Source organism: Streptomyces sp. ID05-26A, assembly GCF_033794685.1.
Classification (GTDB): Bacteria; Actinomycetota; Actinomycetes; order Mycobacteriales; family Pseudonocardiaceae; genus Lentzea.
In genome coordinates this window covers 1271314-1294259 of the sequence record NZ_JARAYZ010000001.1, presented here as the reverse complement: position 1 = coordinate 1294259, position 22946 = coordinate 1271314, and the positions used below count along the sequence as shown (strand labels likewise).

The 22946-nt window shown below is 68.4% G+C and carries 22 protein-coding genes; 8 read left to right on the top strand and 14 right to left on the bottom strand.

What is annotated here, in order from left to right; all coding sequences use genetic code 11:
- From PV646_RS06215 to PV646_RS06200, 4 genes are all read right to left on the bottom strand, one after another.
- Positions 1–3475: NACHT and WD40 repeat domain-containing protein (locus tag PV646_RS06215; protein ID WP_500340513.1), on the bottom strand; the 3475-nt coding region annotated here is incomplete at its 3' end.
- Positions 3472–3963 carry a TIR domain-containing protein gene (locus PV646_RS06210; protein ID WP_500340512.1) on the bottom strand — a complete coding sequence of 164 codons (492 nt, stop codon included), beginning with the start codon at positions 3961–3963 and terminating at the stop codon, positions 3472–3474. The genes PV646_RS06210 and PV646_RS06215, both read right to left, overlap by 4 nt.
- A 227-nt stretch (positions 3964–4190) precedes the next feature.
- The gene (locus tag PV646_RS06205; RefSeq protein WP_500340511.1) at positions 4191–4670 is read right to left on the bottom strand and encodes an SRPBCC family protein; all 480 of its coding nucleotides are present in this window, start codon (positions 4668–4670) and stop codon (positions 4191–4193) included.
- Positions 4670–5008, bottom strand: a complete 339-nt coding sequence (locus tag PV646_RS06200) for an ArsR/SmtB family transcription factor (RefSeq protein ID WP_500340509.1) — start codon at positions 5006–5008, stop codon at positions 4670–4672. Before PV646_RS06200 ends, PV646_RS06205 begins: the two co-directional genes overlap by 1 nt.
- A gap of 298 nt (positions 5009–5306) precedes the next feature.
- Between PV646_RS06200 and PV646_RS06195 the strand changes: the two genes are divergently transcribed.
- Together PV646_RS06195 and PV646_RS06190 are read left to right on the top strand one after the other, a co-directional pair.
- Positions 5307–6239: a trypsin-like serine peptidase gene (locus tag PV646_RS06195; protein WP_500340508.1), complete on the top strand. Its 933-nt coding sequence runs from the start codon at positions 5307–5309 to the stop codon at positions 6237–6239.
- An 86-nt stretch (positions 6240–6325) separates the two neighbouring features.
- A complete protein-coding gene (locus PV646_RS06190) occupies positions 6326–7087 on the top strand; it encodes an META domain-containing protein (protein ID WP_500340507.1) in 762 nt (253 codons plus the stop codon).
- Between the two features lie 40 nt (positions 7088–7127).
- Here PV646_RS06190 and PV646_RS06185 read toward each other — a convergent pair whose 3' ends face one another.
- Positions 7128–7382, bottom strand: a complete 255-nt coding sequence (locus tag PV646_RS06185) for a hypothetical protein (protein ID WP_500340506.1) — start codon at positions 7380–7382, stop codon at positions 7128–7130.
- A gap of 188 nt (positions 7383–7570) precedes the next feature.
- On the opposite strand from PV646_RS06185, the gene PV646_RS06180 reads away from it, so the two are divergent.
- On the top strand, positions 7571–7987 hold the full coding sequence (locus PV646_RS06180) for a DoxX family protein (protein WP_500340505.1): 417 nt from the start codon (positions 7571–7573) through the stop codon (positions 7985–7987).
- On the opposite strand, the gene PV646_RS06175 is transcribed toward PV646_RS06180, so the two are convergent.
- The 3 genes from PV646_RS06175 to PV646_RS06165 all read right to left on the bottom strand — a co-directional run bounded on the left by PV646_RS06175 (position 7968) and on the right by PV646_RS06165 (position 11464).
- Complete coding sequence (locus PV646_RS06175; protein ID WP_500340504.1) at positions 7968–8654, bottom strand: TIGR03089 family protein; 687 nt, start codon at positions 8652–8654, stop codon at positions 7968–7970. The two genes, PV646_RS06180 and PV646_RS06175, sit on opposite strands and share 20 nt — an antisense overlap.
- 9 nt (positions 8655–8663) lie before the next feature.
- Entirely contained in the window at positions 8664–9851 is a 1188-nt protein-coding gene (locus PV646_RS06170) for an LCP family protein (RefSeq protein ID WP_500340503.1), read from the bottom strand.
- Between the two features lie 71 nt (positions 9852–9922).
- A complete protein-coding gene (locus PV646_RS06165; RefSeq protein WP_500340501.1) occupies positions 9923–11464 on the bottom strand; it encodes an LCP family protein in 1542 nt (513 codons plus the stop codon).
- A 126-nt stretch (positions 11465–11590) separates the two neighbouring features.
- On the opposite strand from PV646_RS06165, the gene rfbB reads away from it, so the two are divergent.
- Both rfbB and rfbD read left to right on the top strand, forming a co-directional pair.
- A complete protein-coding gene (gene rfbB / locus PV646_RS06160) occupies positions 11591–12577 on the top strand; it encodes a dTDP-glucose 4,6-dehydratase (RefSeq protein WP_500340500.1) in 987 nt (328 codons plus the stop codon).
- Positions 12578–12581: 4 nt separating this feature from the next.
- Positions 12582–13430 (top strand): dTDP-4-dehydrorhamnose reductase, encoded by an 849-nt coding sequence (gene rfbD / locus PV646_RS06155; protein ID WP_500340499.1) that lies wholly within the window; start codon positions 12582–12584, stop codon positions 13428–13430.
- Between the two features lie 236 nt (positions 13431–13666).
- Here the strand turns inward: rfbD and PV646_RS06150 are convergent, their stop codons facing one another.
- Genes PV646_RS06150 through PV646_RS06130 form a run of 5 tightly spaced genes read right to left on the bottom strand, consistent with a single transcriptional unit; the run spans position 13667 to position 19214 of the window.
- Entirely contained in the window at positions 13667–14758 is a 1092-nt protein-coding gene (locus tag PV646_RS06150) for a glycosyltransferase family 4 protein (protein ID WP_500340498.1), read from the bottom strand.
- Entirely contained in the window at positions 14759–17245 is a 2487-nt protein-coding gene (locus PV646_RS06145) for a glycosyltransferase (protein WP_500340497.1), read from the bottom strand.
- A gap of 3 nt (positions 17246–17248) precedes the next feature.
- Positions 17249–17800 (bottom strand): hypothetical protein, encoded by a 552-nt coding sequence (locus tag PV646_RS06140; protein ID WP_500340496.1) that lies wholly within the window; start codon positions 17798–17800, stop codon positions 17249–17251.
- Positions 17797–18315, bottom strand: a complete 519-nt coding sequence (locus PV646_RS06135) for a hypothetical protein (RefSeq protein ID WP_500340495.1) — start codon at positions 18313–18315, stop codon at positions 17797–17799. The genes PV646_RS06140 and PV646_RS06135 overlap by 4 nt, the downstream gene beginning before the upstream one ends.
- Complete coding sequence (locus PV646_RS06130) at positions 18312–19214, bottom strand: glycosyltransferase family 2 protein (RefSeq protein ID WP_500340494.1); 903 nt, start codon at positions 19212–19214, stop codon at positions 18312–18314. Before PV646_RS06130 ends, PV646_RS06135 begins: the two co-directional genes overlap by 4 nt.
- A 20-nt stretch (positions 19215–19234) precedes the next feature.
- Here PV646_RS06130 and PV646_RS06125 point away from each other — a divergent pair, with 20 nt between their 5' ends.
- Genes PV646_RS06125 through PV646_RS06115 form a run of 3 tightly spaced genes read left to right on the top strand, consistent with a single transcriptional unit; the run spans position 19235 to position 22315 of the window.
- Positions 19235–20218, top strand: coding sequence for a glycosyltransferase family 4 protein (locus PV646_RS06125; protein WP_500340493.1), 984 nt, complete (start codon positions 19235–19237; stop codon positions 20216–20218).
- A gap of 47 nt (positions 20219–20265) precedes the next feature.
- Entirely contained in the window at positions 20266–21414 is a 1149-nt protein-coding gene (locus tag PV646_RS06120) for a glycosyltransferase family 4 protein (protein ID WP_500340492.1), read from the top strand.
- Positions 21415–21463: 49 nt separating this feature from the next.
- Positions 21464–22315 (top strand): glycosyltransferase family 2 protein, encoded by an 852-nt coding sequence (locus PV646_RS06115; RefSeq protein WP_500340491.1) that lies wholly within the window; start codon positions 21464–21466, stop codon positions 22313–22315.
- 229 nt (positions 22316–22544) lie between these two features.
- On the opposite strand, the gene PV646_RS06110 is transcribed toward PV646_RS06115, so the two are convergent.
- Positions 22545–22931, bottom strand: coding sequence for a hypothetical protein (locus tag PV646_RS06110; protein ID WP_500340489.1), 387 nt, complete (start codon positions 22929–22931; stop codon positions 22545–22547).
- Positions 22932–22946 lie beyond the last annotated feature (15 nt).

Here is a 22946-nt window from a genome sequence, read left to right as displayed (position 1 = left end):
GTTCGTGGATGGGTTGGCCGGTGGTGGCGTTCCAGATGCGGGTGGTGCCGTCGTCGCTGCCGGTGAGGATGTGGGTGCTGTCGGGGGACCAGGCCACGGACCTGACCGTGCCGGTGTGGCTGGTGAGTTCGTGGATGGGTTGGCCGGTGATGGCATCCCAGATGTGAGCGCTGCCGTCGTCGCTGCCGGTGAGGATGTGGGTGCTGTCGGGGGACCAGGCCACGGACCTGACCGTGCCGGTGTGACTGGTGAGTTCGTGGATGGGTTGGCCGGTGGTGGCGTTCCAGATGCGGGTGGTGCCGTCGCTGCTGCCGGTGAGGATGTGGGTGCTGTCGGGGGACCAGGCCACGGACCTGACCGTGCCGGTGAGTTCGTGGATGGGTTGGCCGGTGGTGGCGTTCCAGATGCGGGTGGTGTTGTCGCTGCTGCCGGTGAGGATGTGGGTGCTGTCGGGGGACCAGGCCACGGCGTTGACCGTGTCGGTGTGGCTGGTGAGTTCGTGGATGGGTTGGCCGGTGGTGGCGTTCCAGATGCGGGTGGTGTTGTCACCGCTGCCGGTGAGGATGTGGGTGCCGTCGGGGGACCAGGCCACGGAGTGGATCCAGTTGGTGTGTTCGGTGAGTTCGTGGATGGGTTGGCCGGTGGTGGCGTTCCAGATGCGGGTGGTGCCGTCGTCGCTGCCGGTGAGGATGTGGGTGCCGTCGGGGGACCAGGCGACCGAAAGAACCCTCCCCACATATCGGGCGAAATGTTGTAGCCGTCGTTGATCAGAGATGTCAGTGACAGGTGCGGTTAGCAGGCCCGGTGCTGAAACAGGAGTTGGAGTGCAGAGCAACAGCTGTGTCCTGTAGGTCTTCGACTCGCTGAGGTCGACACCTTCGATGTCACAGTGGCGAAGGATCGCACCCACGGCTGTTGACCCGTGCCACGACGACCTGGTGAATGTGGACTCGTGAAATTCAGCGTTGTCGACGTTGGCCTTGGTGAGGTCGGCTCCGGAAAGGTTCACGTGGTGGAACCGGGAGCCCTGTAGGTCCGCGCCGGCCAGGATCGCGCCAGGCATGTGGATCTTGTCGGCGCTGTTCTTCTCGCCGAACCGCCACTTTGACAAAGCTGCTCCGGCAAGGTCGACCCCGACCAGCGACTGGCACGGGTATCCGTGACGCTGGGCGTGAAGCGCATAGGCGAGAGCGAGTTCGGATGCCTGCTGCTGGTACTGGCGTCCGATGGTCTGCAGAGAAGCGAGTGCGTCGACTGGTTCCGCGGCGATCGACTGCCCGAGGAAGTCCAGCGTCTCAGGGCTCGGCACCGGCAGTGCGACGGCGTCGACACCTTGCTTGGCATGGTTGATCTCGCCGAGCGTGCGGAACAGGTACCGGGCGAGGAAGTACTCGAACAGCGAGCGGTGCGCGAACTGGAAGGTGTCGCCCTCCCGCTTGAGGAAGGTCGCCGTCCGGAAGTCCGCCGTCCACAGGTCCGGCAGGTTGTCGCGGTAGTGGCGCCGGAGGTCCGGACGCTGGGCGAGCACCTCCAGCAACCATCCGTCCACTTCGGACGGACTCCAGGCGTTCTTGCCGGAACGCCACAGGCCGGCGGCGATCTCCTCCATCAACAGGCGTTTGTGGTCCGGCGTGAGGGTGTGCTTGCCGCCGTCGCGGGCGATCCAGCGGTCCACGACCTCGGCGTAGATGTCGACCGAACGGAGCGTCCGGCCTTCGAGCTTGGCCGTCTCGATGAACTCGACCTGGTCGGCGATGAGCCGCAGGGTGATGGGGCGTTGAGAAAGTTCCGTCAGGTTGTGGACGGCGCCGATGGTCTCCAGGAAGCGGTCGACCCACTCGTCGTCACGGCCCAGGTTGCCCTTCAGGTACTCGCGCACCTGCTCCGGCCGGAACGGGCGCATCAGCAACGCCAGGTAGTCGTTGCCGCGCAACTTCTTGCGGCTTTCGCCGGTGAAGAAGGTGACCTGGTCGCGGATCGTGCGGAAGTACTGCGTGCGGCAGGTCAAAAGCATCTTCGACGGCGACTTCGCGGGCAGTGCGCGCCAGAGCTGACGGGTGAACAGTTGGCGGTCGTGCGGGCTCAGGTGCACCAGGACCTCGTCGAGGCCGTCGAACACGATCACCGAGCGGGCGTGCTCGATCTGGTTCCTCACCACGGCGGCGTTGAGTCGTTCGCGCGGCACGTCAGAGGGACGGGTCGCATCGAGGATGTCGTCCAGGATGCGGTCCAGCGTCATGGCGCCGTCGAGTCCGTTGACACGGACGTTGCGCAGGTCGAACAAGAGCGGCATCGGGAAAGACGGGTCCTTCTCGTGCAACTGGTGCAACCGCTGCGTGAAGAGTGTCGCGGTCGTGGTCTTGCCCATGCCGACGTCGCCGAGGAGCGCGCAGAGCTTGGGTGCGTCTGGCTTGTTGTCGGTGGCCCACTCGACGAGTCGGTCGACTGCACGCAGGGGCGGTCCGGCGTCGTGCCGGCCACCGTCCAGCAGCGACTCCTGGAGCGACGTCTCATTCAGTTCGCTGGGAACCAGGAAGGTGCTGTGGAAACGCAACTGCTCCTTCATGTGCAGCTGGAGAGCCTGCTTGCGCTCCGCAGTACGACCGCCGCTGCTCGTGTCGTCTGCGGAGACGACACCTTGAATCTGCCGCACCAGGTCGTTGATGTAGTCGGTGCGTTGCGAGGGTGTTCGCAGCTGGTCCCAAGGCTTGCCGAGGTGGGAGATCTCATGGTGCTTCAACGGATGCAGGTCGACTGGACCATGAGGCAGGCCGCTCAGCGTGCATGCCACCAGCTTGTGCCGCAGTCCGAACATCTGCCGTCGTTCGGTGGAGTCGGTCAGGTACTGCGGGCTGATCAAGCTGACGCACACGTCCGCCTGGATCTGGTACCGCTCGCGTGTCTTGTCGATGTCCTCGCCCAGGCCCGGTGAGCGGGAGTCCGCGACGTCCCAGCTGATCCCCTCCACCGCTCCGAGCGCTGACGTGAGCTTCTTGATCAGCAAGTCCGCGGAACGAGCCGCAGAACCCGTGGTGGGGTGGAAGCTGACGTAGACGCGCCGGCGCCGGGACTCCCCGAGCTCGGCGACTTCCGGTGCCACCGGATTGTCGACGCTGAGCTGTTCCGCGGCGTCCTGGGTGAAACTGGCCAGGCCCCGGTCGACCGGGTTGCCTGCGAACCAGCCGTACCGCTGGTCGGGCGTGGTCTTGCGGGAGTCGAGCTCCAGCCGAAGGTCCACATCGGACTCGGCAGCGAGTTTGTTGACACGGTTGCGAAAATCGCGAAAGGCGTCCTGGGCGCGTACGTCGTCGCCGACGAACTCGCCCGCTTCCAGGGCGGCACGGAGCAGAAAGCGGTTGTCCTCGGCCAGAAGGTCGCGGATCGTGGTCAGCCGCGCGGTCTGCATCGGTGTGAGTGCAGACTGAAGTGCCTTGATCCGGTCGGAGATCTCGGAAGGCCGCAGAGGTGTCGTCATGCCGCGGTGTATCCGTTCCCGCCCAGGGCGCGCCGGCGGATCTCGGCCGCGAGGTCGTTGGCGAACTCCGTCCGCCGTGGACCCGTTGTGGCGTGGAAGCTCTTGCCTGCGCGGGAGAACATGTTCAGCTTGAGCATGCCGCCGAAGTCGTGGTGAGGTTCGAACTTCGGCAGGACCCCGAGCATCACCGGCAACGCGCCCTTGTCCGCGGTCGCTCCCACGAACCTCGGCAGCTCGTGCTGCCGGATGTACGTGCTGACCAGGTATTGGGTGGAGACCAGCAGCAGGCCGAAGTCGCACTCGTCGATCCGGTCGACGATCGCGGGCGTGAACTCCTCGCCGACCATCAGCCTGTCGTCGCCCCACCAGGCGACGTCGAGGTCGGTGAGGAGGCGGAGCGCAGGGCGCAGCTCATGGAGAAGGGCCTCCTTGGGCGCCTTGTCCCGGTGGCACCAGCTGAGGAAGATCCGGATTCTCTTCGCGGCCATGGTCTCAACGGTAGACCCCGGATAACTCCGGATCAAACTCCGGATCGAACCGAGGTATCGCAAAGCAGAATAAGGCCAGGTGAAGCGTAGTTTTCGTCCGGTGAGGCGGGCTCCAGGTGCTGATCAAAGGCCGAGTGCGTCGCCGATCACGGCCTCGGACCCGTGACGCGGCTCGGCCGGTGGGGCGGGCGCTGCCTGGCCATCAGAGGCAGCGCCCGCACTCGGGGTCAGAGAGTCGCGAGGACCTCGCCCAGCCGCTCGTACGAACGCCCCGCCCCGTCCGACATCCCGGTCGCGAGCACCGCGTCCCGGGCCTCCTGTGACACCAGCGTCATCGTCGTGGTCATGACCGTCTGCCCGCCCTCCTCGACGAACGACACGGTGGTCACCGCCGGCGGGTTGTCCTCGAAGATCTCGGTGTTCACCAGCCGCGAGTGGGGCGTGACCTCGGTGTACTCGCCGTGCATCTCGAACGCCTGAGAGCCGTCCGGCAAAGCCCAGCCGTAGCGCCACTTGCCGCCCACGCGCAGGTCGACCTCGCAGATCGGCATCTCCCAGCCGTCGGGGCCGAGCAGCCACTGGCGCAGCAGCGAGGGAGTCGTGAAAGCCTTCCACACCAACGAAGCGGGCGCGTCGAACGTGCGCGACATCGCGATCTCGGTGTCGGACGGCAGGGTGACGGTGGTGCCGAACTTGGTGTCGTTCATCAGTCGTTCTCCTTCATCTCGGTCAAGAGCGCGTCCAGGCGTGCGTAGCTCGCGTCCCAGAAGCGGCGGTAGTTCTCCGCCCACACGGTGACCTCCCGGAGAGGTGTCGCATCGAGCTGGCAGGGGCGCCACTGGGCCTCCCTGCCGCGGGTGATCAGGCCTGCCTTCTCCAGCACTCGCAGGTGTTTGGAGATCGCAGGGCCGCTGATGTCGAACGGCTCGGAGAGCTCCTTCACCGTTGCCGGGCCCTCGGTGAGCCGCGCCAGGATCGCCCGGCGGGTCGGGTCCGCCAGTGCGGCGAAGGTGGCGCTCAGCTGGTCCATCTCGTACCTAACCACTTGGTTATCTAACCTCTGGGTTAAGTACAGCCATCGTGGTCCTGGCTGTCAACCCCCAACTTCAAGGTCAACTTGCTGGATAGCGCTTTCAGATCCGGCATATTTGCCGAGGAAATGGCCCGGACGGACCTTTTTCTAAAGGGCATGGAATGGAAGTGAGGCCGAACAGAGCAACTTGCAACTACTGCTGGACAGCAGGTCAGAGGCATCGCTACGTTCGAAAAGCCGCAAGTTAACCTCGTTTAGTGAGGTATTTCGAATGGAAGCGAAAAGAACTGTTTCTTTAGTGTTCGGTTTTGTGCTGGCTGCTTCCGTGATGGTGCCGACCGCGCAGGCGGCACCCACCGGCAGCGCCAGCAGCCTGGCCAGAACCTCCGACAACAAGATCCAGTCGGCCGCCGCGGCCGAGGCGTACTGGACTCCGGAGCGCATGGCCGCCGCGATCCCGGCACAGGCTCCTGCCACCGTTCAGCCGAAGTCCGCACCCCGGCCCTCGGGGCGTGCGGGCAGCATCGAGGGCGTCGCACCCTCGGTGAAGGTCCAGACGGAGCAGGCGCAGGGCATCGGGACGATGCTCAACGAGTCGCAGACGGTCGGGAAGGTGTTCTTCACCAACCCGGTCAACGGCCTGAACTACGTCTGTTCAGGCGCAACCGTGAGCAGCACGAAGAGGAAGCTGGTCCAGACGGCGGGGCACTGCGTGCACGGCGGTGCCGGCGGCCAGTGGATGTCCAACTGGGTGTTCGTACCCCGCTACCGCAACGGTGTCCGGCCGTTCGGCACGTGGAGCGCGTACACGCTCACGACTCGCACGGCCTGGATCAACTCCAGCAGCAGCGACGAGGACATGGGCATCGTCGTCATGAACACCCTCGGCGGCAGTTCGATCGCGAACGTCGTGGGTGGCAACGGGTTGCGCTGGAACTGGGGCTACTCGGTGTTCGTCACGATCCTCGGCTACCCCGCGGGTGCGCCGTTCACCGGTGAGCTGCAGTACTTCTGCCAGGGCACGACCTGGAACGGCCACGGCCAGCAGGTGCGGGCCTGGTGCAACATGACCGGCGGTTCGTCCGGCGGTCCGTGGTTGCAGGACTACAACGACCAGAACGGGCTGGGCTACATCAACAGTGTGGTCAGCCACCGGCACGCCGACGCGAGCCAGATGGACGGGCCGTACTTCGACAACGACATCAAGAGTCTCTACGACTTCGCCGAGTCGCTGTCCCCGTGACGTCGAATCCACTCGTCGGCCGGGCGCGGAGATCCCGCTCCCGGCCTTCGGGCAACCACAACCCCACGACGTTCCGTCCTACGCACATGAGCAACCGAATCGCCGTCGCCGTCCTGCTCCTGGCCACCGTCGCGGCCTGCGGCAGCCCGTCCGCGGGTCAGGGCGCCGACCTGCGCGGCAAGGTGTACGTCTCGTCCTCGGTCACCGAGCAGGGCAAGCCGCGCACCATGGTCGAGGGCACGAGGGTGGAGCTCAGATTCACCGACGACGACAGGCTCATCGCGAACGCCGGCTGCAACCAGATGCAGAGCCCGGTGAAGCTCGACGACGGCAAGCTCGCCGTCGCCGACCTCGCCATGACCGCGATGGGCTGCCCCAAACCCGAGCTGCACCAACAGGACGAGTGGCTCTCGAAGCTGCTCGGCGCGACCCCGTCGTGGCGGCTCGACGGCACGAACCTCGTGGTCACCGGCTCGAACTCGGAGATCGTGCTCGCGCCGGAACAGCCCGCCACCCTGGAGGGCACCTGGACCGTCAACGGCATCGTCACGAACGACGCCGTCTCGTCCGTGCCGGCGGGTGTGAAGGCCACGATCTCCTTCAAGGACGGCAACATCCTCATCGACACCGGTTGCAACATGAACGGCGCCGAGCAGCCGTTCGAGCTCGACGGTCAGAAGATCAAGCACAAGCTCGGACCGACCACGCTGAAGTCGTGCGGCCCGGTGGACGAGGTGGAGAACGCCGTCCGCGCGACGTTCGAGAACAGCGAGGCCACCTACGAGATCGACCGCGCCACGCTGAGCCTCACCAACGCCTCGGGTGCGGGCCTGAAGCTCGCGAAGTAGAGCCGGCGGCACTGCTGCGACCCGGCGGTGACATCGCGCCTCACCAGCCGTCGCGTTCGCGGGCCTCAGCGGTCCGGCGGGCCTGGGTCGCTTCGAAGCGTGTGGCGTCTGCCTCGCTGATCTCCACGACCTCGTAGTCGTCCCGGCCCGTCCTGACGCGCTCCAGCAGATCGGTGCGGGACCACTGGAGGTCGATTTTGAAGCTCTCCTCGGACTGGCCGCCCTCGCGCACCACGGCGTGCGGGTCTTCCAACGTGTCGGCGATGCCGATCAGCGCGTAGTACCTGTACTTCACGGCTGCACGCCTCCTGCGGCTTTGCCTTCGTCCCACCTGCATCTTTTCAGACGCGGCACGCGCACCTGCGAACCTATGGACTCGCTGTTGGCTTCCTGTCGAAATCATGAGGTTGTTCAAACCTGCACTAGTTTTGGTTCGAGGTTGAACGACCTACAGCAGAACGACAGGATCGGGGAGCAAGCATCATGGTCAAGGACATCGCCGCACTCATCGGGCGCATCGCCGTCGGCATCGTGTTCGTCGCACACGGCTGGCAGAAGTTCACCGAGTTCGGCATGGCCGGCACCGCCGGATCGTTCGAGAAGATGGGCGTGCCGCTGCCGACGTTGTCCGCGTGGTTCGCCGCGTCCATCGAGCTCGCCGGTGGCCTCGCCCTGATCGCCGGTGTAGCGCTGCCCGTCGTCGGCGTCCTGCTCGCGGCCGACATGCTCGGCGCGTGGCTGCTCGTCCACCTGCCGAACGGCCTGCTCGGCGAGGGTGGTGCCGAACTGGTGATCGTGCTCGGTGCCGCCGCCCTCGCGCTCGGCTTCAACGGTGGTGCCTACTCGCTGGATCGCGTGCTGTTCAAGAACAACAAGGTGCTCAACCCAGCTGCTGTGTGACCTTCTCGCTGTCCCGGCGCGCGGCCTGCAGGCCCGCGTCGGGATGACTCACCTGCACGAGTGAGCCACCGGCCGCGAGCACGGCCAGGAAGCCCTCCAGCACAGCGGAATCCGAGTTCCACTCCAGAGTGGACAGAACGCGTGGCTCGGAGCCGAGGCCGGAGCCGAGTTCCCGTGCCTGAGCGACGACTTCATCCACAGTGGACGAACCCAGCGCGAGCGTCGAGCCCGCGACCGGTTCCCACGGCATGAAGTCGTCGCCGTGCACCCGCACGTCGTCGGCGTAATCGACCGGCGCGCCCGAGCCCAACCCCATGGGGTGCAACGAGGCCACGGCCACGACGTCCGCGTCCGCCGTGCCGCCGGGCGGTACCACGGCCACCTTCGCACCGGAGAAGTCCGCGCCGACCACGCGGGCGCCGCACCACCAGGCGCCGAGCAGCAGGCCGACGGTCTGCCAGTGCGCGGGCAGCAGCACCGCCACCGCGTCACCCGGCTCGACGTCGTGTTCGTCACGCAGCCAGTTCGCCGTCTTCGCGGCCCAGTTCTTCACCGTCGCGCGCGAGAGCTCGATCCGCGTGCCCGCCGCGTCGTCGTAGTGCGTGATCAGCGGACGACCCGGATCGGCCTTCAGCAACGGCGTGAAGAGGATCTCGGTCACGCTCACGCGGCACTCCTAGTCGACGCAGGGCACATCTTGTCGCGCTGCGACAGCGTGCGCGCCGTCCAGCGAGAGCAGCTTTTCAGGACCGAACCGCGACGGGGCACCCGGGGTGGTCGACGACGGTGCGGGCTTCGGGGTCTCGCCGATCTGCTGGGCCACCCACGCCTTCACCGCCTCGCGGTCGACCGTCACGATGCTCTGCCCTCGGTCGTTGCGGGCGTCGATGCTCGTCACCGGGATCGTGGCGAACTCCACGTTGCCCGACGCGAGGCCCTGGGCCTGCGCCGCCAGCGTCGCGAGGTCGAGCTTCTGGTCCACGACAACGGACTTCGACACCGCGTCGAGCAAGCCGCTCATCTTGCCCGGATCGGTGAACGTGCCGGCGGACAGCAGTTGCTTCATCGCCTGCGACATGAACACCTGCTGCCGCGTGATGCGACCCAGGTCACCGCCGGGCATGTTCCGCTGGCGCACGAACGACAGCGCGTCGCCGCCCGAGATCGTCTGCGGGCCCGCCCGGAAGTTCGCGCCGGAGTTCGGGTCCGACGTGCCCGCCTTCAGGCACACCTGCACACCACCGATCACCTCGGTGAGCAGGTAGAACCCGTAGAGGTTGATCTCCGCGTAGTGGTCGACGCGCATCCCCGTCAGGTCCTGCACCGCCTGCACCAGCGCCTTGCGCCCGGCCTCGTCCGACTTGCGCTCGCGCTCGGCCTGGTCGCTGACGCCCTCGGCCTGCAGCCGTTCGGCGGTGAGGTACTTCACCGCGCCGTACGCGGAGTTGATCTTGTCCTCGCGGTAGCCGGCGATCGGGACGTACGTGTCGCGCGGGATCGAGATCGCGCTCGCCTTGCCGCCGTTGCGGGGGACGCGCATCACGATGATCGTGTCCGTGTTCACGGTGTCCGTGCCCTCGGTGCGCAGCTTGCGCAGCACGTCGGCGGGAAGCGGCCTGCCCTGCGCGTCCGTGCGGCTGTCGCTGCCCACCAGCAGGATGTCGATGGCGCCGTCCTCGACCGGCGGCGAGTTCGGGATGTCCTCCAGCACCTGGAGGATCTGCGTGGTGTTGGTGTTCTGCTTCACCAGCCGCAGCGCGGTCCAGAAGTAGCCGGAGAACACCAGTGTCGTCACGGCCACCAGCGCGACCACCGTACGGCCCAGGACCCGTGCGGTTTTCTTCGCGCGTGCGGCAGTGCTCAACGGTCGATCCCTCCGAGTGACTGGAAATGCGTGCTCAGCGTAACTATCGCAAGCGCGTTACGCCGGGGGTTTCAGTTCACGCAGACCAGCCCGCCGGCCGTGATCGGCGGGGTGCTGCTCGAGCTCACGGCCGTGGACGTGCCGGGGACGCCCTGTGGATCGATGTCTTCCGAGTCGTCCTGCGCCTGGTAGTCGCCGCCGACGAAGACCTGGATCTGTCCCTTTCGGACGGATGCGTCCTCCTCGACCCCGACGTTCGGGCCGAGTTCCGCGGCGACCTTGCGCGCGGAGCCCTCCTCGCCGGTCGCGTACCGCACGACGGTGGTGTCGCTGTTCTGCGCCGCGGACGACACCGGGCCGCGCTGGAAACCCTTGGCCGTCAACGTGTTCATCACCTGTGACGCGAGGCCCTGGACGCCCGCCGCGTTGAAGACCTGCACGGTGATCGAGGAGTTCGGCGGCGCGGGCAGGGTGGTGCTCGTCGTCGGGGGAGTGCTCGACGTGCCCTTGTCCGAGGCGAGGCTGGTGAGGAACTTGCGCACCTGCGCCGGGTTCACCGGGAGCACGTTGCCGTCGCTGTAGGTGTCCGTCGGGTCGCCCACCGGGATCGTCTTGAACTCGAAGTTGCCGCCGACGAGACCCTGCATCTGCTCGGCGAACGTGGTGATGTCCCAGCCCGAGCTGAGGATCACCGACTTCTGCACGGCCTCGACGAGCCCGTTGAGCTTGCTCGTGTCCGTCAGCGTGCCGGTCGACAGGACCTTCTTCGCCAGCGCGCCGATGAACACCTGCTGGCGCACGATGCGGTCGAGGTCGCCGCCGGGGAGGTTCTTGCGCTGCCGCACGAACGACAACGCCGCCGCGCCCTCGATGGTCTGCTGGCCCGCCTGGAAGTTCGCACCGGAGTCGCGGTCCTGCGTCGGTTCCTTGAGGCACACCTCGACGCCACCGATGGCCTTCGTCACCTCGTAGAAGCTGGCGAGGTTGACCTCGGCGTAGCGGTCGACGCGCACCGCGTTGCCGGACATGCTCTCGATCGTCTTGATCAGCGTCTTGCGGCCGGCCGCCATCGACTCGGTGCGGATGCGCGCCTCGTCCGTCACGCCCTGTGCGCGCAGTTCCTGGTCGACGGTGTTGCGCTGGCGGGCGAACGCCGAGTTGAGCTTGTGCTTGCCGAACCCGTCCGCCATCTCGACGTAGGAGTCGCGGGGGAACGAGATCGCGACCGCGCGCGTGCCGTCGACCGGGATGTGCACGAGGATCATCGTGTCGGTGTTCTGCTCGCCGTCGGCGATGCCGCCGTTGAGCATGGCCAGGACCTCGTCCGACAGCGGGTTGCCCTGCGCGTCGGTGCGGCTGTCCATGCCGACCAGAAGGATGTCGATCGCGCCGTCGAGCGGCTTGGGCCCCTGCTGGGTGAGCTCCTCCGAGATGACCTCGGTCTTGACGATCCCGTCGTTCGCCGTGCGCAGCCTGTTCCAGCCGTACGACGTGACGAGGAGCACAGCGGTCGAGACGAGGGCCACGAAGATCTTCCCCGTCACCAGGAAAGCCCGGAATGCCGCGGACGGCCGGGTGTGCACCACCCTGACCGGCAGAGTCCTGCCTTCCACAGCCGTTTCCTCCCCCACCACGCCGAGTTTAGTCGTTTATAAGTCACACGACGTGACGTTGCTGTGGGTTGCAGCGATTATGTAGGTGACAGACTGCTGTCGAAGCACACCACAGGAGGAAATGGCATGCGCGTACTGGTGACAGGTGGGGCCGGTTTCATCGGCTCGCACTACGTGCGGGAGTTGGTGAGCGGGTCCTACCCGGCGTTCGCCGGTGCCGAAGTGGTGGTGCTCGACAAGCTCACCTACGCGGGCAGCGAGACCAACCTCGCGCCGGTCGCGGGCAAGTTCGAGTTCGTCCAGGGCGACATCTGCGACGCCGCGGTGGTCGCCGAGCAGATGCGCGGCATCGACGTGGTCGTCCACTTCGCGGCCGAGTCGCACGTGGACCGGTCCATCACCGGCTCCGCGGACTTCGTGCTCACGAACGTCCTGGGCACGCAGACGCTGCTCCAGGGAGCTCTGAACGCGGGCGTGGGCAAGTTCGTCCACGTCTCCACGGACGAGGTCTACGGTTCGATCGAGGACGGCTCCTGGACCGAGACGCACATCCTCGAACCGAACTCGCCGTACTCGGCCTCGAAGGCCTCCTCGGACCTGCTCGCGCGGGCGTTCCACCGCACTCACGGACTGCCCGTGAGCATCACACGGTGTTCGAACAATTACGGGCCGTACCAGTTCCCCGAAAAGGTGATTCCGCTCTTCGTCACCAATTTGATCGACGGCCGGAACGTGCCTCTCTACGGCGACGGCCTGAACGTGCGCGACTGGCTGCACGTGGCCGACCACTGCCGCGGCATCCAGCTCGTCGCCGAGGCGGGCCGGCCGGGTGAGATCTACAACATCGGCGGCGGCACCGAGCTCACGAACCGCGAGCTCACCGAGAAGCTGCTGGAGGCGACGGGCCGCGACTGGTCGGCCGTCGAGCCGGTGCAGGACCGCAAGGGCCACGACCGCCGCTACTCGGTCGACATCTCCAAGATCGCCTCCGAACTGGGCTACGCGCCGCAGGTCGACTTCACCGTCGGTCTCGCCGACACCGTGGAGTGGTACCGGGAGAACCGCGCTTGGTGGGAGCCGCTCAAGGAACGCGCCGCGCTGGCGAAGGGCTGAGAAGTTGATCCTCGTTCCCGGTGGTCGTGGCCAGCTCGGCCACGACCTCGCCGCGCTGTCCACCGACGTCCGCGCGGCCTCCTCCGCCGAGCTGGACGTGACGAAGGTGACGGCCGCTGACCTGGCCGGCGCCTCCGCGGTGATCAACTGTGCCGCGTACACCGCTGTCGACGCGGCCGAGACCGACGAGGAACGCGCGTTCGCGGTCAACGCCGTCGGCCCCGGCCGGTTGGCGGAGGCGTGCGCTTCGGCCGGCATTCCGATGGTCCAGGTCTCCACGGACTACGTGTTCGCGGGCGACGCGGACCGGCCGTACGAGACGACGGACCCGGTCGGTCCGAAGTCCGCCTACGGCCGCACGAAGCTCGAGGGCGAACGCCGCGTGCTGGAGGCGGGCGGTTACGTCGTGCGCACCTCGTGGGTGTACGGCGTCAACGGTTCGAACTTCGTGAAGACCATGGCGGCACTGGAATCCTCGCGGCCTTCACTGTCCGTTGTGGACGACCAGGCCGGTGCGCCGACGTGGTCGCACGACCTCGCGGCAGGGCTTCTCGAGCTCGTCTCGGTGCTGCCCTCCACGCGGCTGCTGCACGCGACCGGCGGCGGCGAGACCACGTGGTTCCGCTTCGCCCAGGCCATCTTCGAGGAGCTCGGCGCGGACCCGTCCCGCGTGCGGCCGTGCACCACGGCGGACTTCCCGCGCCCGGCCCCGCGGCCTGCCTACTCGGTGCTGTCGGGCGCCTCGTGGGCAGCGGCGGGACTACGTCCTTTGCCGCACTGGCGCAGCGCCCTTTCGGCGGCGTTCGCGGCAGGGGTGGTAGCTCCCCGTGCCGGTGCTGCGCCATTGGAGTGACCGGTCTGGCACGCTAGTTCCAAGTGCGGGACCCTTTTCGGCATGTTCGATTCCGGGCGCACACCCCAGCGTCCCGCGACAGAGGATTCCGATCGGCACCGCTTCCTGAGGTGCGTCGCCGTTGTCACGGGTTCGCGGCAGGTGTCGATGAGCCAGCTCGACAAGCGTTCGCCGAGGCCGCACTCTCGGTGAGGTCGTTGGGGCGTCAGGTTTCCTGACGCCCTGCGACGAACTTCTCAGGCCCTGCTGCGCCGGTAGGCCTCGACCGTCTTCTCCGCGCACCGCCGCCAGGTGAACCCGGACGCGTACGCCCGTCGTTCGCTCTGCGCCTCGGGTGTGGTCGGCGCGGCCACGGCCTGGGCCAGCCCGTCCGCGAGCGCCTCGACGTCCCCGACCGGCACGTGCAACGCGTGCCCGCCGGCGACCTCGCGCAACGCGGGCACGTCCGAGCACACCACCGGCACGTTGCAGGCCAACGCTTCCAGCACCGGCAAACCGAAACCCTCGTCCCGCGACGGCAGCACCAGCGCCGTGGCGCCCGCCACGACGGACCGCAGGTGCACGTCCGGCAGGTACCCGGTCCGCAGCACCCGACCGTCCACACCGGACCGGCCGGGCCCGACGATCACCAGCGGCGGCAGCGACGGATCGGACGCGTGCGCCTTGATCAGGTACTCCAGGCCCTTGCGCGGCCCGTCGGCGCCCACGAACAGCAGGTACTCCGAGCCCAGGCCCAGCCGTCCGCGCAACGTCGCCGACGGCGGCCTCGACGCGAACCACGCCGGGTCGACGCCCAGCGGCGTCACCATGATCTTCTCCAGCGGCACGGAGAACCGGTCCGCCACAACGGATGCCACGGCCGCGGTCGGCGTGCAGATCACGTCCGCGCGCTGGGCCGACAGCCGGACGAGCTCCGGCAGGCGGCGGTCCGACGGAGGCAGGTCGCCCGGTGCGTCCAGGAACGCCAGGTCGTGGATCGTGACGACCTTCCCGGCTCGCACCGTCGGCGGCAGCACGAAGTTCGTGGCGTGCATGACGTCGGTGAACCCGGCCAGCATCTCGACCGGCGGGAACGGGGCGCGCAGCCACATCTGGCGCAGCGCCCGTGCCGCGACGGGCAGGCCGCGCGCCGTCACGTCGTGCGGAAGCACCGTCCGCAACGCTCGCCAGCCGCGCAGTGTGAACGCCACCGCCCGCACGTCGACGTCGTCCGCCATCGACGCCAGCTCTTCGGCCAGCGCCGCTGTGTAGCGGCCGATGCCGGTGCGATGTCCGAGCAGGGGGGTGCCGTCGAGCAGCACCTTGAGGGGTTTCGGGGATCTCGCCATTTACCTGCCACCACGCGCGATCTTGCGCAGACGCCCCGACGCCCGCTTGGCCAACTCGGTCGGGCCACCCGCGTCCAGGTACTCGCGCACCAGCAGCAGGTCCCGCTTCACCTTGTCCGTCGTCGTCAGCCCCGGTGTGCGCACCATGGGGGCCGAGCCCGGCAGACGGTCCGCGGCGGGCCTGGGGTTGCGGCAGAACTCGGCCAGTGGCGCGAGTGCCGTCTCCCAGGTGAACCGTTCGCGTACGACGGCGATGCGCTCACGGCACGCGGCCGCGAACTCCTCGTCGTAGAGCACCTTCTCCAACGCGTCGGCGAGCGCCTCCGGGTCCTCCGGTGGCACGACGACGCCCAAACCCTCCCGCAGCACCAGGTCCGCGAACGAGTCGCCGGACGTGGTGACGATCGGCAGACCCGCCCACAGGTAGTCGAGCACCCGCGTGCGGAACGCGAACGTGGTCTCCACGTGTTCGTAGTGCGTGGTGACACCGCAGTTCGCGTCGAGCAGCCAGTTCTGCCGCTCGGTGTAGGGCACCCACCCGTCGTTGAAGAACACGGTCTCGCCGGTCAGCCCCAACTGTGCGGACAGCGCCCGCGTCTGGCCGGTGATGTCCATGTCCGGCACCTCGGGGTTCGGGTGCTTCATGCCGAGGAAGTACAGCTTCGCGGACGGCTGCCGCCGGCGCAGGTGGCTCATCGCCTCGATCAGCGACAGCGGGTCGAACCAGCTGTAGACGCCACCGGCCCAGATCACGACCTTGTCCGCGTCCGTGACACCCGGCACGACACCCTTGATCGCCGGACCGGTGCGCTGCGGCGGCTTGCCCGACAGTCCGAAGGGGACGATCCCGAGCAGTGACTGCGTCGTCGGGTCGTTGTCGTACAACATGGGCGTGAGCCGGCCGAGCGCGGCCAGGTGGCCGAGCCAGAAGTGCCGCTGCCGTTCCGAGGCGCACAGGAAGAAGTCGCCGCGTTCGAGCTGCGTGTTCAGCACCTTGGTGACGGCGGCGAGGTCGAGGGCGCGCTTGTCGTCGGCCTTGTCCTTGCCCTGTTCCAGCAGTTCCAGGTGCATCGGGTCGTACATGTCGCAGACCACGATCTTGGTCGACGACTGCTTCTTCAGCTCCCCGACCATCTCCAGCGCGTGACCCTGCAGCACGACCACGTCCGCCCACGCGACGTGCGGCGGCAGTTCCTTCGGCCGGGCGCGCGCGACGCCGAACGGGGCGTCGGGCGGCGCGCACAGCGGGTTCGTCGTGACCAGGCGGACCTGGTGCTCGCCGGACAGCACGTCCGCCATGTGCCAGGCGCGGATCGCGGGACCGGCCATCCGGTCGGAGATCGCGTCGCCGGTGATCACCAGGATCTTGCGCGGCTTGCCGAACACGTCGTCGATGCCCAGCACGTCCACGAGGATGTCGTGCGCGGCGAGGTAGCGCGGCAGGGGGTACGCGGGCTCCAAAGCCTTGCGCATCAACGGAACGAGGTCGACGTCCGACATCCGGCGCGCGGCCTGTTCCTTCTTGCGCGACTCGGCGAGCGACGGCATCGCCTCGACGAACTGGTCGATCGCGAGGAACCCGGCGAGCGCCTGGCGGGACATCCCGACGGGCTCGCGGTCCTGGGCGGGGTCGGCCGGGCGGCGGGTGATCTCCAGCTGGGTGGGATCGATCTCGCCGCGTGCCGTCGCCCGGCGCACGCACAGCGCGAGCGCCGCCGGCAGCACCTTCGCGAGCGTCTCGTCGGAGAAGTTCTTGTACAGCGACATGAGCGCGTTGCGCTCCAGCAGGTACAGCTCGCGGCTGTGGTCGATCGAGCTCATCGACGCGTGGTGGCGGTGGAACGTGAGCGACGCCGGTTCGTAGCGGACCCGCCAGCCGCGCAGGTTCAGCCGCCAGCCCAGGTCGACGTCCTCGTAGAACATGAAGAACCGCTCGTCGAACCCGCCGAGCTGCTTGTAGACCTCGGTCCGCACGAACATCGCCGAGCCCGTGCCGAACAGCACGTCCTTCGGGCCGTCGTGGCTGCCGTCGTCGGGCTGTCCCGCGTGCCGCTTGTAGCCCATGCCGAACCAGGTCAGCCCGCCGTCGACGAAGTCGATCTTCTCGCCGTCCCAGTCGAGGACCTTGCTCGCGACCGAGGCGACCGCCGGTTCGCTGTGGAAGACCCTGATCGCGGCCTTGATCCAGTTCCGGTCGGCCCGCGCGTCGTTGTTGAGGAACGCGAGCACCCCGCCCGTGGCGTGCTCGACACCGAGGTTGCAGCCGCCGGCGAAGCCGAGGTTCTCCGGCGAGGTGACGATCTTGACGCCGGGCAGTTCGGCCTGCAGCCGTGCGGTGTCGTGCGCCTCGTTGTCGACGACGATCACCTGGAGCAGCTCTGCCGGGTAGTCGACCTCGGCCAGCCCGCGCACGCAGGTCACGGTGTCCTCCGCGCCGCGGTAGTTGACGACGACGACGGACACGACGGGCAGTGAGGCTCGATCCACGCGCTAAGCCTGCCTCATCACTCTGCGCGCCCGCAGTGTGGTTGCACAGATCAGGAGCAAAGCGACAGCGATGGGCACCCCGAAGACCCACTCGCCCGACCAGTCGTTGCGGTCGGCGAGCAGCGGCCGCATCAGCGGGTGCCGCAGGACGGTGGCCGGTCCGGGTTGCATCTTCTTGTCCTGTTCACCTCGCACGACGATCCGCAGCTGGGCGCCGTCGGGGCAGGTGACGTGGTGCGCGAACATCGGGTTGTCCGGCCCCGGCACGTCCTCGACGCTGGTGATCACGCACGTCTGGGGCGTGCCGAGGACGTCCATCAGCGCGCGGTGGCCGTCGCCGACCAGCACCGCCGTGCCGGGGATCACGACCATGAACGCGGGCAGCACGAGCCACGCCGGCCCGAGCTTGCCGACTCCCCACGCGAACGCGAGCGACAGCAGGCAGGTCGGCATGAGCACCGCGAGCTCGTACTGCTCGGGCACCACGGCACCCAGCAGGACCGCGGCGGCGACGGCGGCGAGCCCGATCACGATGAGTGGTGCTGGCCGCGTCACGGCTGCTTCCGGAGCAGCCAGGCGACCGGAACGAGGAGAGTCATCGCTCCGGGGACGCTTGTGACCAGGAGGAGGTTCCATCGGGTGCTGTCCGCCCAGTCCGGCAGCAGCGGCGGACCCAGCAGGACGTCGGCCTCGGCCACCTTCAGCCGGTCGTTCCAGTCGCGGTCCAGCTCGACCTCGCCGCTGGGGCAGGCCAGCACGTAGTCGACTCCCGGGTACTTGGTGAACGGGTGCTCTTCCTTCGAGGTGACCGTGCACCGCTCGACGTGCCCGCCGCGTTGCAGGAGCAGGCTGTGCACGCCGAACGTCAGCACGAACGGCGCCAGGAGCCCGAGGGCGAACGCGGGCAGCGCGATCCACTTGCGCTGGGAGAGGCCACTGACGCCCAGCGCGTACGCAAGGCCGCCGAGCAGTCCGATGAACACCAGCCCGTAGGTCAGCGTGATGCCGACGGTGACGCCGAGTGCGAGGGCTGTGAAGCCGCCGAGGATCAACAGCCAGGCTGTCTTCACCGGCCCGCCCAGTCCTGCCAGACGCTCCTGCGCGGGACCCTGGTCTTGATCATCAGCCGTTGGGCGAGCGTGGCGGGGAGCCTGAGCAGCACCTCACCGAGGACCTTCGTGCGCAGACCGAACCGGAAGTTGGCGGCGTCCGGGACGTCCTTGCGGAACGGCAGCAGCGCCGTGATCGCCGCGAACCGGGCGAGCTGCGTGAACGCGGTGGAGGCGGGGGCGCAGCGCAGCAGCATCAACAGGCGGTTGCGTTCGTTCCAGCGGTGGAAGAGCGTCGAGCCGGGACGCGTGCTGGCGCCGTGCCTGTGCCGGACCCTGGCCGGTCCGACGGAGATCACCCGGTGGCCGGCCAGTCGCAGCCGCCACGCCGTGTCGGTGTCCTCGTAGTAGCAGAAGAAGCTCGCCGGAACGCCGCCCACGGCTTTGAGCTCCTCGGTCCTGAGCAGCGCCGCGCCGCCGCAGAACCCGAACACCTCGCGGCCGGCGAGCACGACGTCCTTGCCGTGGCCGTCCGCCGTCAGCGCCACGCCGACCGACTGCGTCGAGCCGTCCGTGAGCAGGATCGACGAGGTGGCGGCGGCCGCGCCGGGATCACCTTCGAGAGCGCTCTCCAGCTCGGCGAGCCACGACGGGTCCGGTGCCGCGTCGTCGTTGAGCCACGCGACGTACGGGGTGTCGACCATGCCGAGAACGGCGGCGAGCCCGCCCGCGTAACCGCGGTTCCTCGGCAGGCGCACGACCTCGTGCCCGCTGATCAGCTCGGCCGTGCCGTCGTCGGACGCGTTGTCGACGACGATCGTCCTATGTGGACTCTTCTGGGCCTTGAGGGCGTCCAGGCACGCCGTGATGTGGTCACGGCCCCGCCACGTCACGACCACCACGGTGCTGACTGCCGACACGGCGTGAGACGGTACGCGACGTGCCCGAGCTAGTAGTGCTGACCGAGCAACTCAACGCCCCGGTCCCCGGTGGGACCGGCCGGTACACGGCGGAGTTGCTCGAGGCGTTGGGGAAGACCGCTCCCGAAGGCTGGTCCGTGGTCTCCGCGGCGACCTCCCGCGCCGATCGCGTGATCAAGGTGCCGCGCCGGGTGCTGGTGGCGTTGTGGGAACGCGGTCTGCCGCCGAAACTCGGCGCACACGTGCACGCCCCGACGCCGCTCGCTCCGTTGCCCGGCGCCGTCGTCACCGTGCACGACGTGGTGCCGTGGACGCACCCGGAGACGCTGACGCCGCGAGGAGTGGCCTGGCACCGCAAGGTGATCGAGCGGGCCGCTCGTGAAGCGCGCGCTCTGGTGGTGCCGACTTCCGCTGTCGCGTCTCAGTTGGCGGAGCGCGTGCGGGTGTCCGTTCCGATCCACGTCGTGCCCAACGGCGTGACGCGGCTGGCCGGTTCGCGGGCCGACGATCTTCCCGCGTCCTACGTGCTCGCGATCGGCACTGTGGAGCCGCGCAAGGGTTTCGGGCTGCTGGTGCGCGCCACCGAACGGCTCCGGGTGCCGCTGGTCGTCGTCGGTCCGCAGGGCTGGGGCGGCGTCGACCTGAGCGCGCCGCACGTGACGTTGCTCGGCAGGGTCTCGGACGCACGCCTCGCCTCGGTGCTGGCCGGTGCCACCGTGCTCGCCGCGCCCAGCCTGGCGGAGGGTTTCGGGTTGCCGGTGCTGGAGGCGATGGCGGCGGGTGTACCCGTCGTGCACTCCGACGACCCGGCTCTGGTGGAGGTCGCGGGAGGCGCCGGAACCGTCGTCCGGCGTGGCGATCTGGCCTCGTTGACGGAAGGTCTGCGGGCCGTTCTGGCGGATCCTCATCACACGGTCGAGGCCGGGATCATCCGCGCGAGTGAGTTCACCTGGGAAAAGACAGCGGAGGGTGTCTGGCGCGTTCACACTGAACAACCCGATTAGTGCGTTCCCGCTAAACGCATTCGCAACTGACATTACGCTAGCCGATCGTGCCCACTGCCGAACCCAGCGTGCTGATCGACGCCACCGCGATCCCCGCAGACCGTGGTGGCGTAGGCCGATACGTGGATTCGCTCGTCGCGGCGCTGGACGCGGACGGCGCCACTCTCTCCGTCGTGTGCCAGCCGCGCGACGAGGAGCTGTTCAGCAAGATCGCGCCCAACGCCCGCGTGATCCGCGCCGCCGACGCCGTGGCCACCCGAACAGCCCGCCTGGCCTGGGAACAGACGACGCTGCCGCGCCTGATCCGCGCCCTCGGCGTGGACGTGGTCCACTCCCCGCACTACACACTGCCGCTGGCCGGCAAGGCCGCCTCGGTCGTGACGCTGCACGACGCCACGTTCTTCACCGACCCGGTGCTCCACTCGTCGGTGAAGGCCCGCTTCTTCCGAGCCTGGACCCGAGCGTCTCTAAGACGCGCGGACCTGTGCGTCGTGCCGTCCCAGGCGACGGCCGACGAACTGGTCCGGGTGGCCGCCGCAGACCGCCGCGTCCTGCACATCGCCCAGCACGGCGTGGACACCGAACGCTTCCACCCGCCGTCACCGGACGAGGTCCTGTCCGTGCGCCGGACGTTGCAACTGGGCGACGCGCCCTACGTGGCGTTCCTGGGAGCCCTGGAACCGCGCAAGAACGTTCCCGCGCTGATCCGCGGCTTCGCCCAGTCGATGGTGGGCCGTGCCGAGCCGCCCGCCCTGGTGCTCGCGGGCCAGCCGGGCTGGGACAGCCAGGTCGAGCGCGCCCTGGACTCCGTGCCGCACCGAATTCGCGTGATCCGTGCCGGGTACCTGCCGTTCGAGCAGCTGGCCGGGTTCCTGGGCGGGGCCGAACTCGTCGCCTACCCGTCGCTGGGGGAGGGTTTCGGGCTGCCGGTTCTGGAGGCCATGGCCTGCGGGGCGTGTGTGCTCACCACCCGGCGCCTGTCGTTGCCCGAGGTCGGGGGCGAGGCCGTCGCCTACTGCGGGGTCGGCGCCGGGGACATCGCCGCCGCCATCGGGGACCTGCTGGACGATCCGGCCCGGCGGGCTTCACTCGCGGCCTCCGGGCAACAGCGGGCCAAGGACTTCTCCTGGGCCGTCAGTGCCGATCGCCATCGGCTGGCCTACGAGCGGGCGCTGGTGGTGCGTCGCCGGCGCTGACCCGGTGCGGGGCGCCGGTGCCTGTGCGCGCGGCGCTAGTGTGTCGCGCGTGAACTACGGCGACGGACTTGGTGTCGTGACGGTCACGTACTCGCCGGGCGAGACGCTGGCTCCCTTTGTGGACACCCTCGAGAAGGCCACCTCCCGTCCGGTGCAGGTGATCCTCGCCGACAACGGGTCCACCGACGGGGTGCCGGAGGCCGTTGCCGGCTCCCGCCCACACGTCACGTTTCTGCCCACCGGTGGCAATCTCGGCTATGGCGGTGGAGCCAACCGCGGGGTCGCGGCGTTGGGTGCCGATGTCGGGTGGGTGCTGATTTCCAACCCCGACATCGAGTTCGCTCCCGGCAGCGTGGACGCGTTGATCGCCGCTGCCGAGCGCTGGCCCCGGGGCGGGATGTTCGGGCCGTTGATCCGGGAACCCTCTGGGGAGGTCTACCCGTCCGCTCGGCTGTTGCCGTCCTTTGGGCGCGGGGTCGGGCACGCGTTGTTCGGGGCTGTGTGGAAGTCGAATCCCTGGACTCGGGCCTATCGGCAGGAGAAGGCTCCGGTCGAGCGGGTCGCCGGGTGGCTGTCCGGGTCCTGTTTTCTGATGCGGCGTGAGGCTTTCGACTCCGTCGGCGGGTTCGACGAGCGGTACTTCATGTACTTCGAGGATGTCGACCTCGGGGAACGTGTCGGTGCGGCTGGGTGGTTGAACGTCTACGTTCCCGAGGCCGAGGTCGTGCACATCGGGGGACACTCGACTGCCCGGTCTTCGGATCGGATGTTGCGGGAGCATCATCGGAGTGCTTATCGGTACATGGCTGATCGGCATGCCGGGGTGTTGTGGGCGCCGTTCCGGGTGGCGTTGAAGGTCGGGCTGGGGTTGCGGGTGAAGATTCTCACTCGGTCTGGGTGACTTCTGGGGCTCCGCCCCAGACCCCGCCAATCTGATCCAGAGCCGGGGCCTGCGCCGTGCGCGGGTAGATGGCACGCCTGTTGCGTTGGGCGGAGGCGCGTTGCGTTGGTGGTTGCGAAGCCACCCCACGCGGACCTCTTGGTAAGGACGGTTCGCCTGCGGCATCGCGGGGACCCGAATCCGCAGGGGACCCCTGCGTCAGCCTTCCGGCGCCGTGCGCCGGGGGTGCTCACATGTCGCCGCTGAGGCGTTGCGTCAGCGAGTTGCGGGACTGCTGGTGGTTCGAGACCGTCGGGATCAGGCCCGGGCGGACCACCTGAGTGATCTCCGCGTCATCTGCCGGGTGCTGTTGCTGGGGCATCGGCTGCGTCTGCGGGGGGTGGTGCGGTGCCTGTTGCGGCGGGCGCGGGGGCTGCTGGCGGCCCATCTGCGCGGGCTGCAAGATCATGGTCGAGTCCGGGTCCCGGCGCTGGTCCAGTGCGTTGACCAGCGATCGAGGGATCTGTTGCGTGTCCGAGGAGTCCATCGGGGACGTCATGTTGTCCGGCGTCACGATGTTCCGCCCACGTGCGCGGGCGCGGGCGAGCATGGCGTCGGCCCGGTCGCGGGGGTCCATGTCGGATTTAGCTCC

Bases quoted from the DNA above. Each gene is read 5' to 3' on its own strand.
- PV646_RS06210 (WP_500340512.1), bottom strand. From the start codon at position 3,963: ATGGCCGCGAAGAGAATCCGGATCTTCCTCAGCTGGTGCCACCGGGAC.
- PV646_RS06205 (WP_500340511.1), bottom strand. From the start codon at position 4,670: ATGAACGACACCAAGTTCGGCACCACCGTCACCCTGCCGTCCGACACC.
- PV646_RS06190 (WP_500340507.1), top strand. From the start codon at position 6,326: ATGAGCAACCGAATCGCCGTCGCCGTCCTGCTCCTGGCCACCGTCGCG.
- PV646_RS06180 (WP_500340505.1), top strand. From the start codon at position 7,571: ATGGTCAAGGACATCGCCGCACTCATCGGGCGCATCGCCGTCGGCATC.
- rfbB (WP_500340500.1), top strand. From the start codon at position 11,591: ATGCGCGTACTGGTGACAGGTGGGGCCGGTTTCATCGGCTCGCACTAC.
- PV646_RS06150 (WP_500340498.1), bottom strand. From the start codon at position 14,758: ATGGCGAGATCCCCGAAACCCCTCAAGGTGCTGCTCGACGGCACCCCC.
- PV646_RS06110 (WP_500340489.1), bottom strand. From the start codon at position 22,931: ATGGACCCCCGCGACCGGGCCGACGCCATGCTCGCCCGCGCCCGCGCA.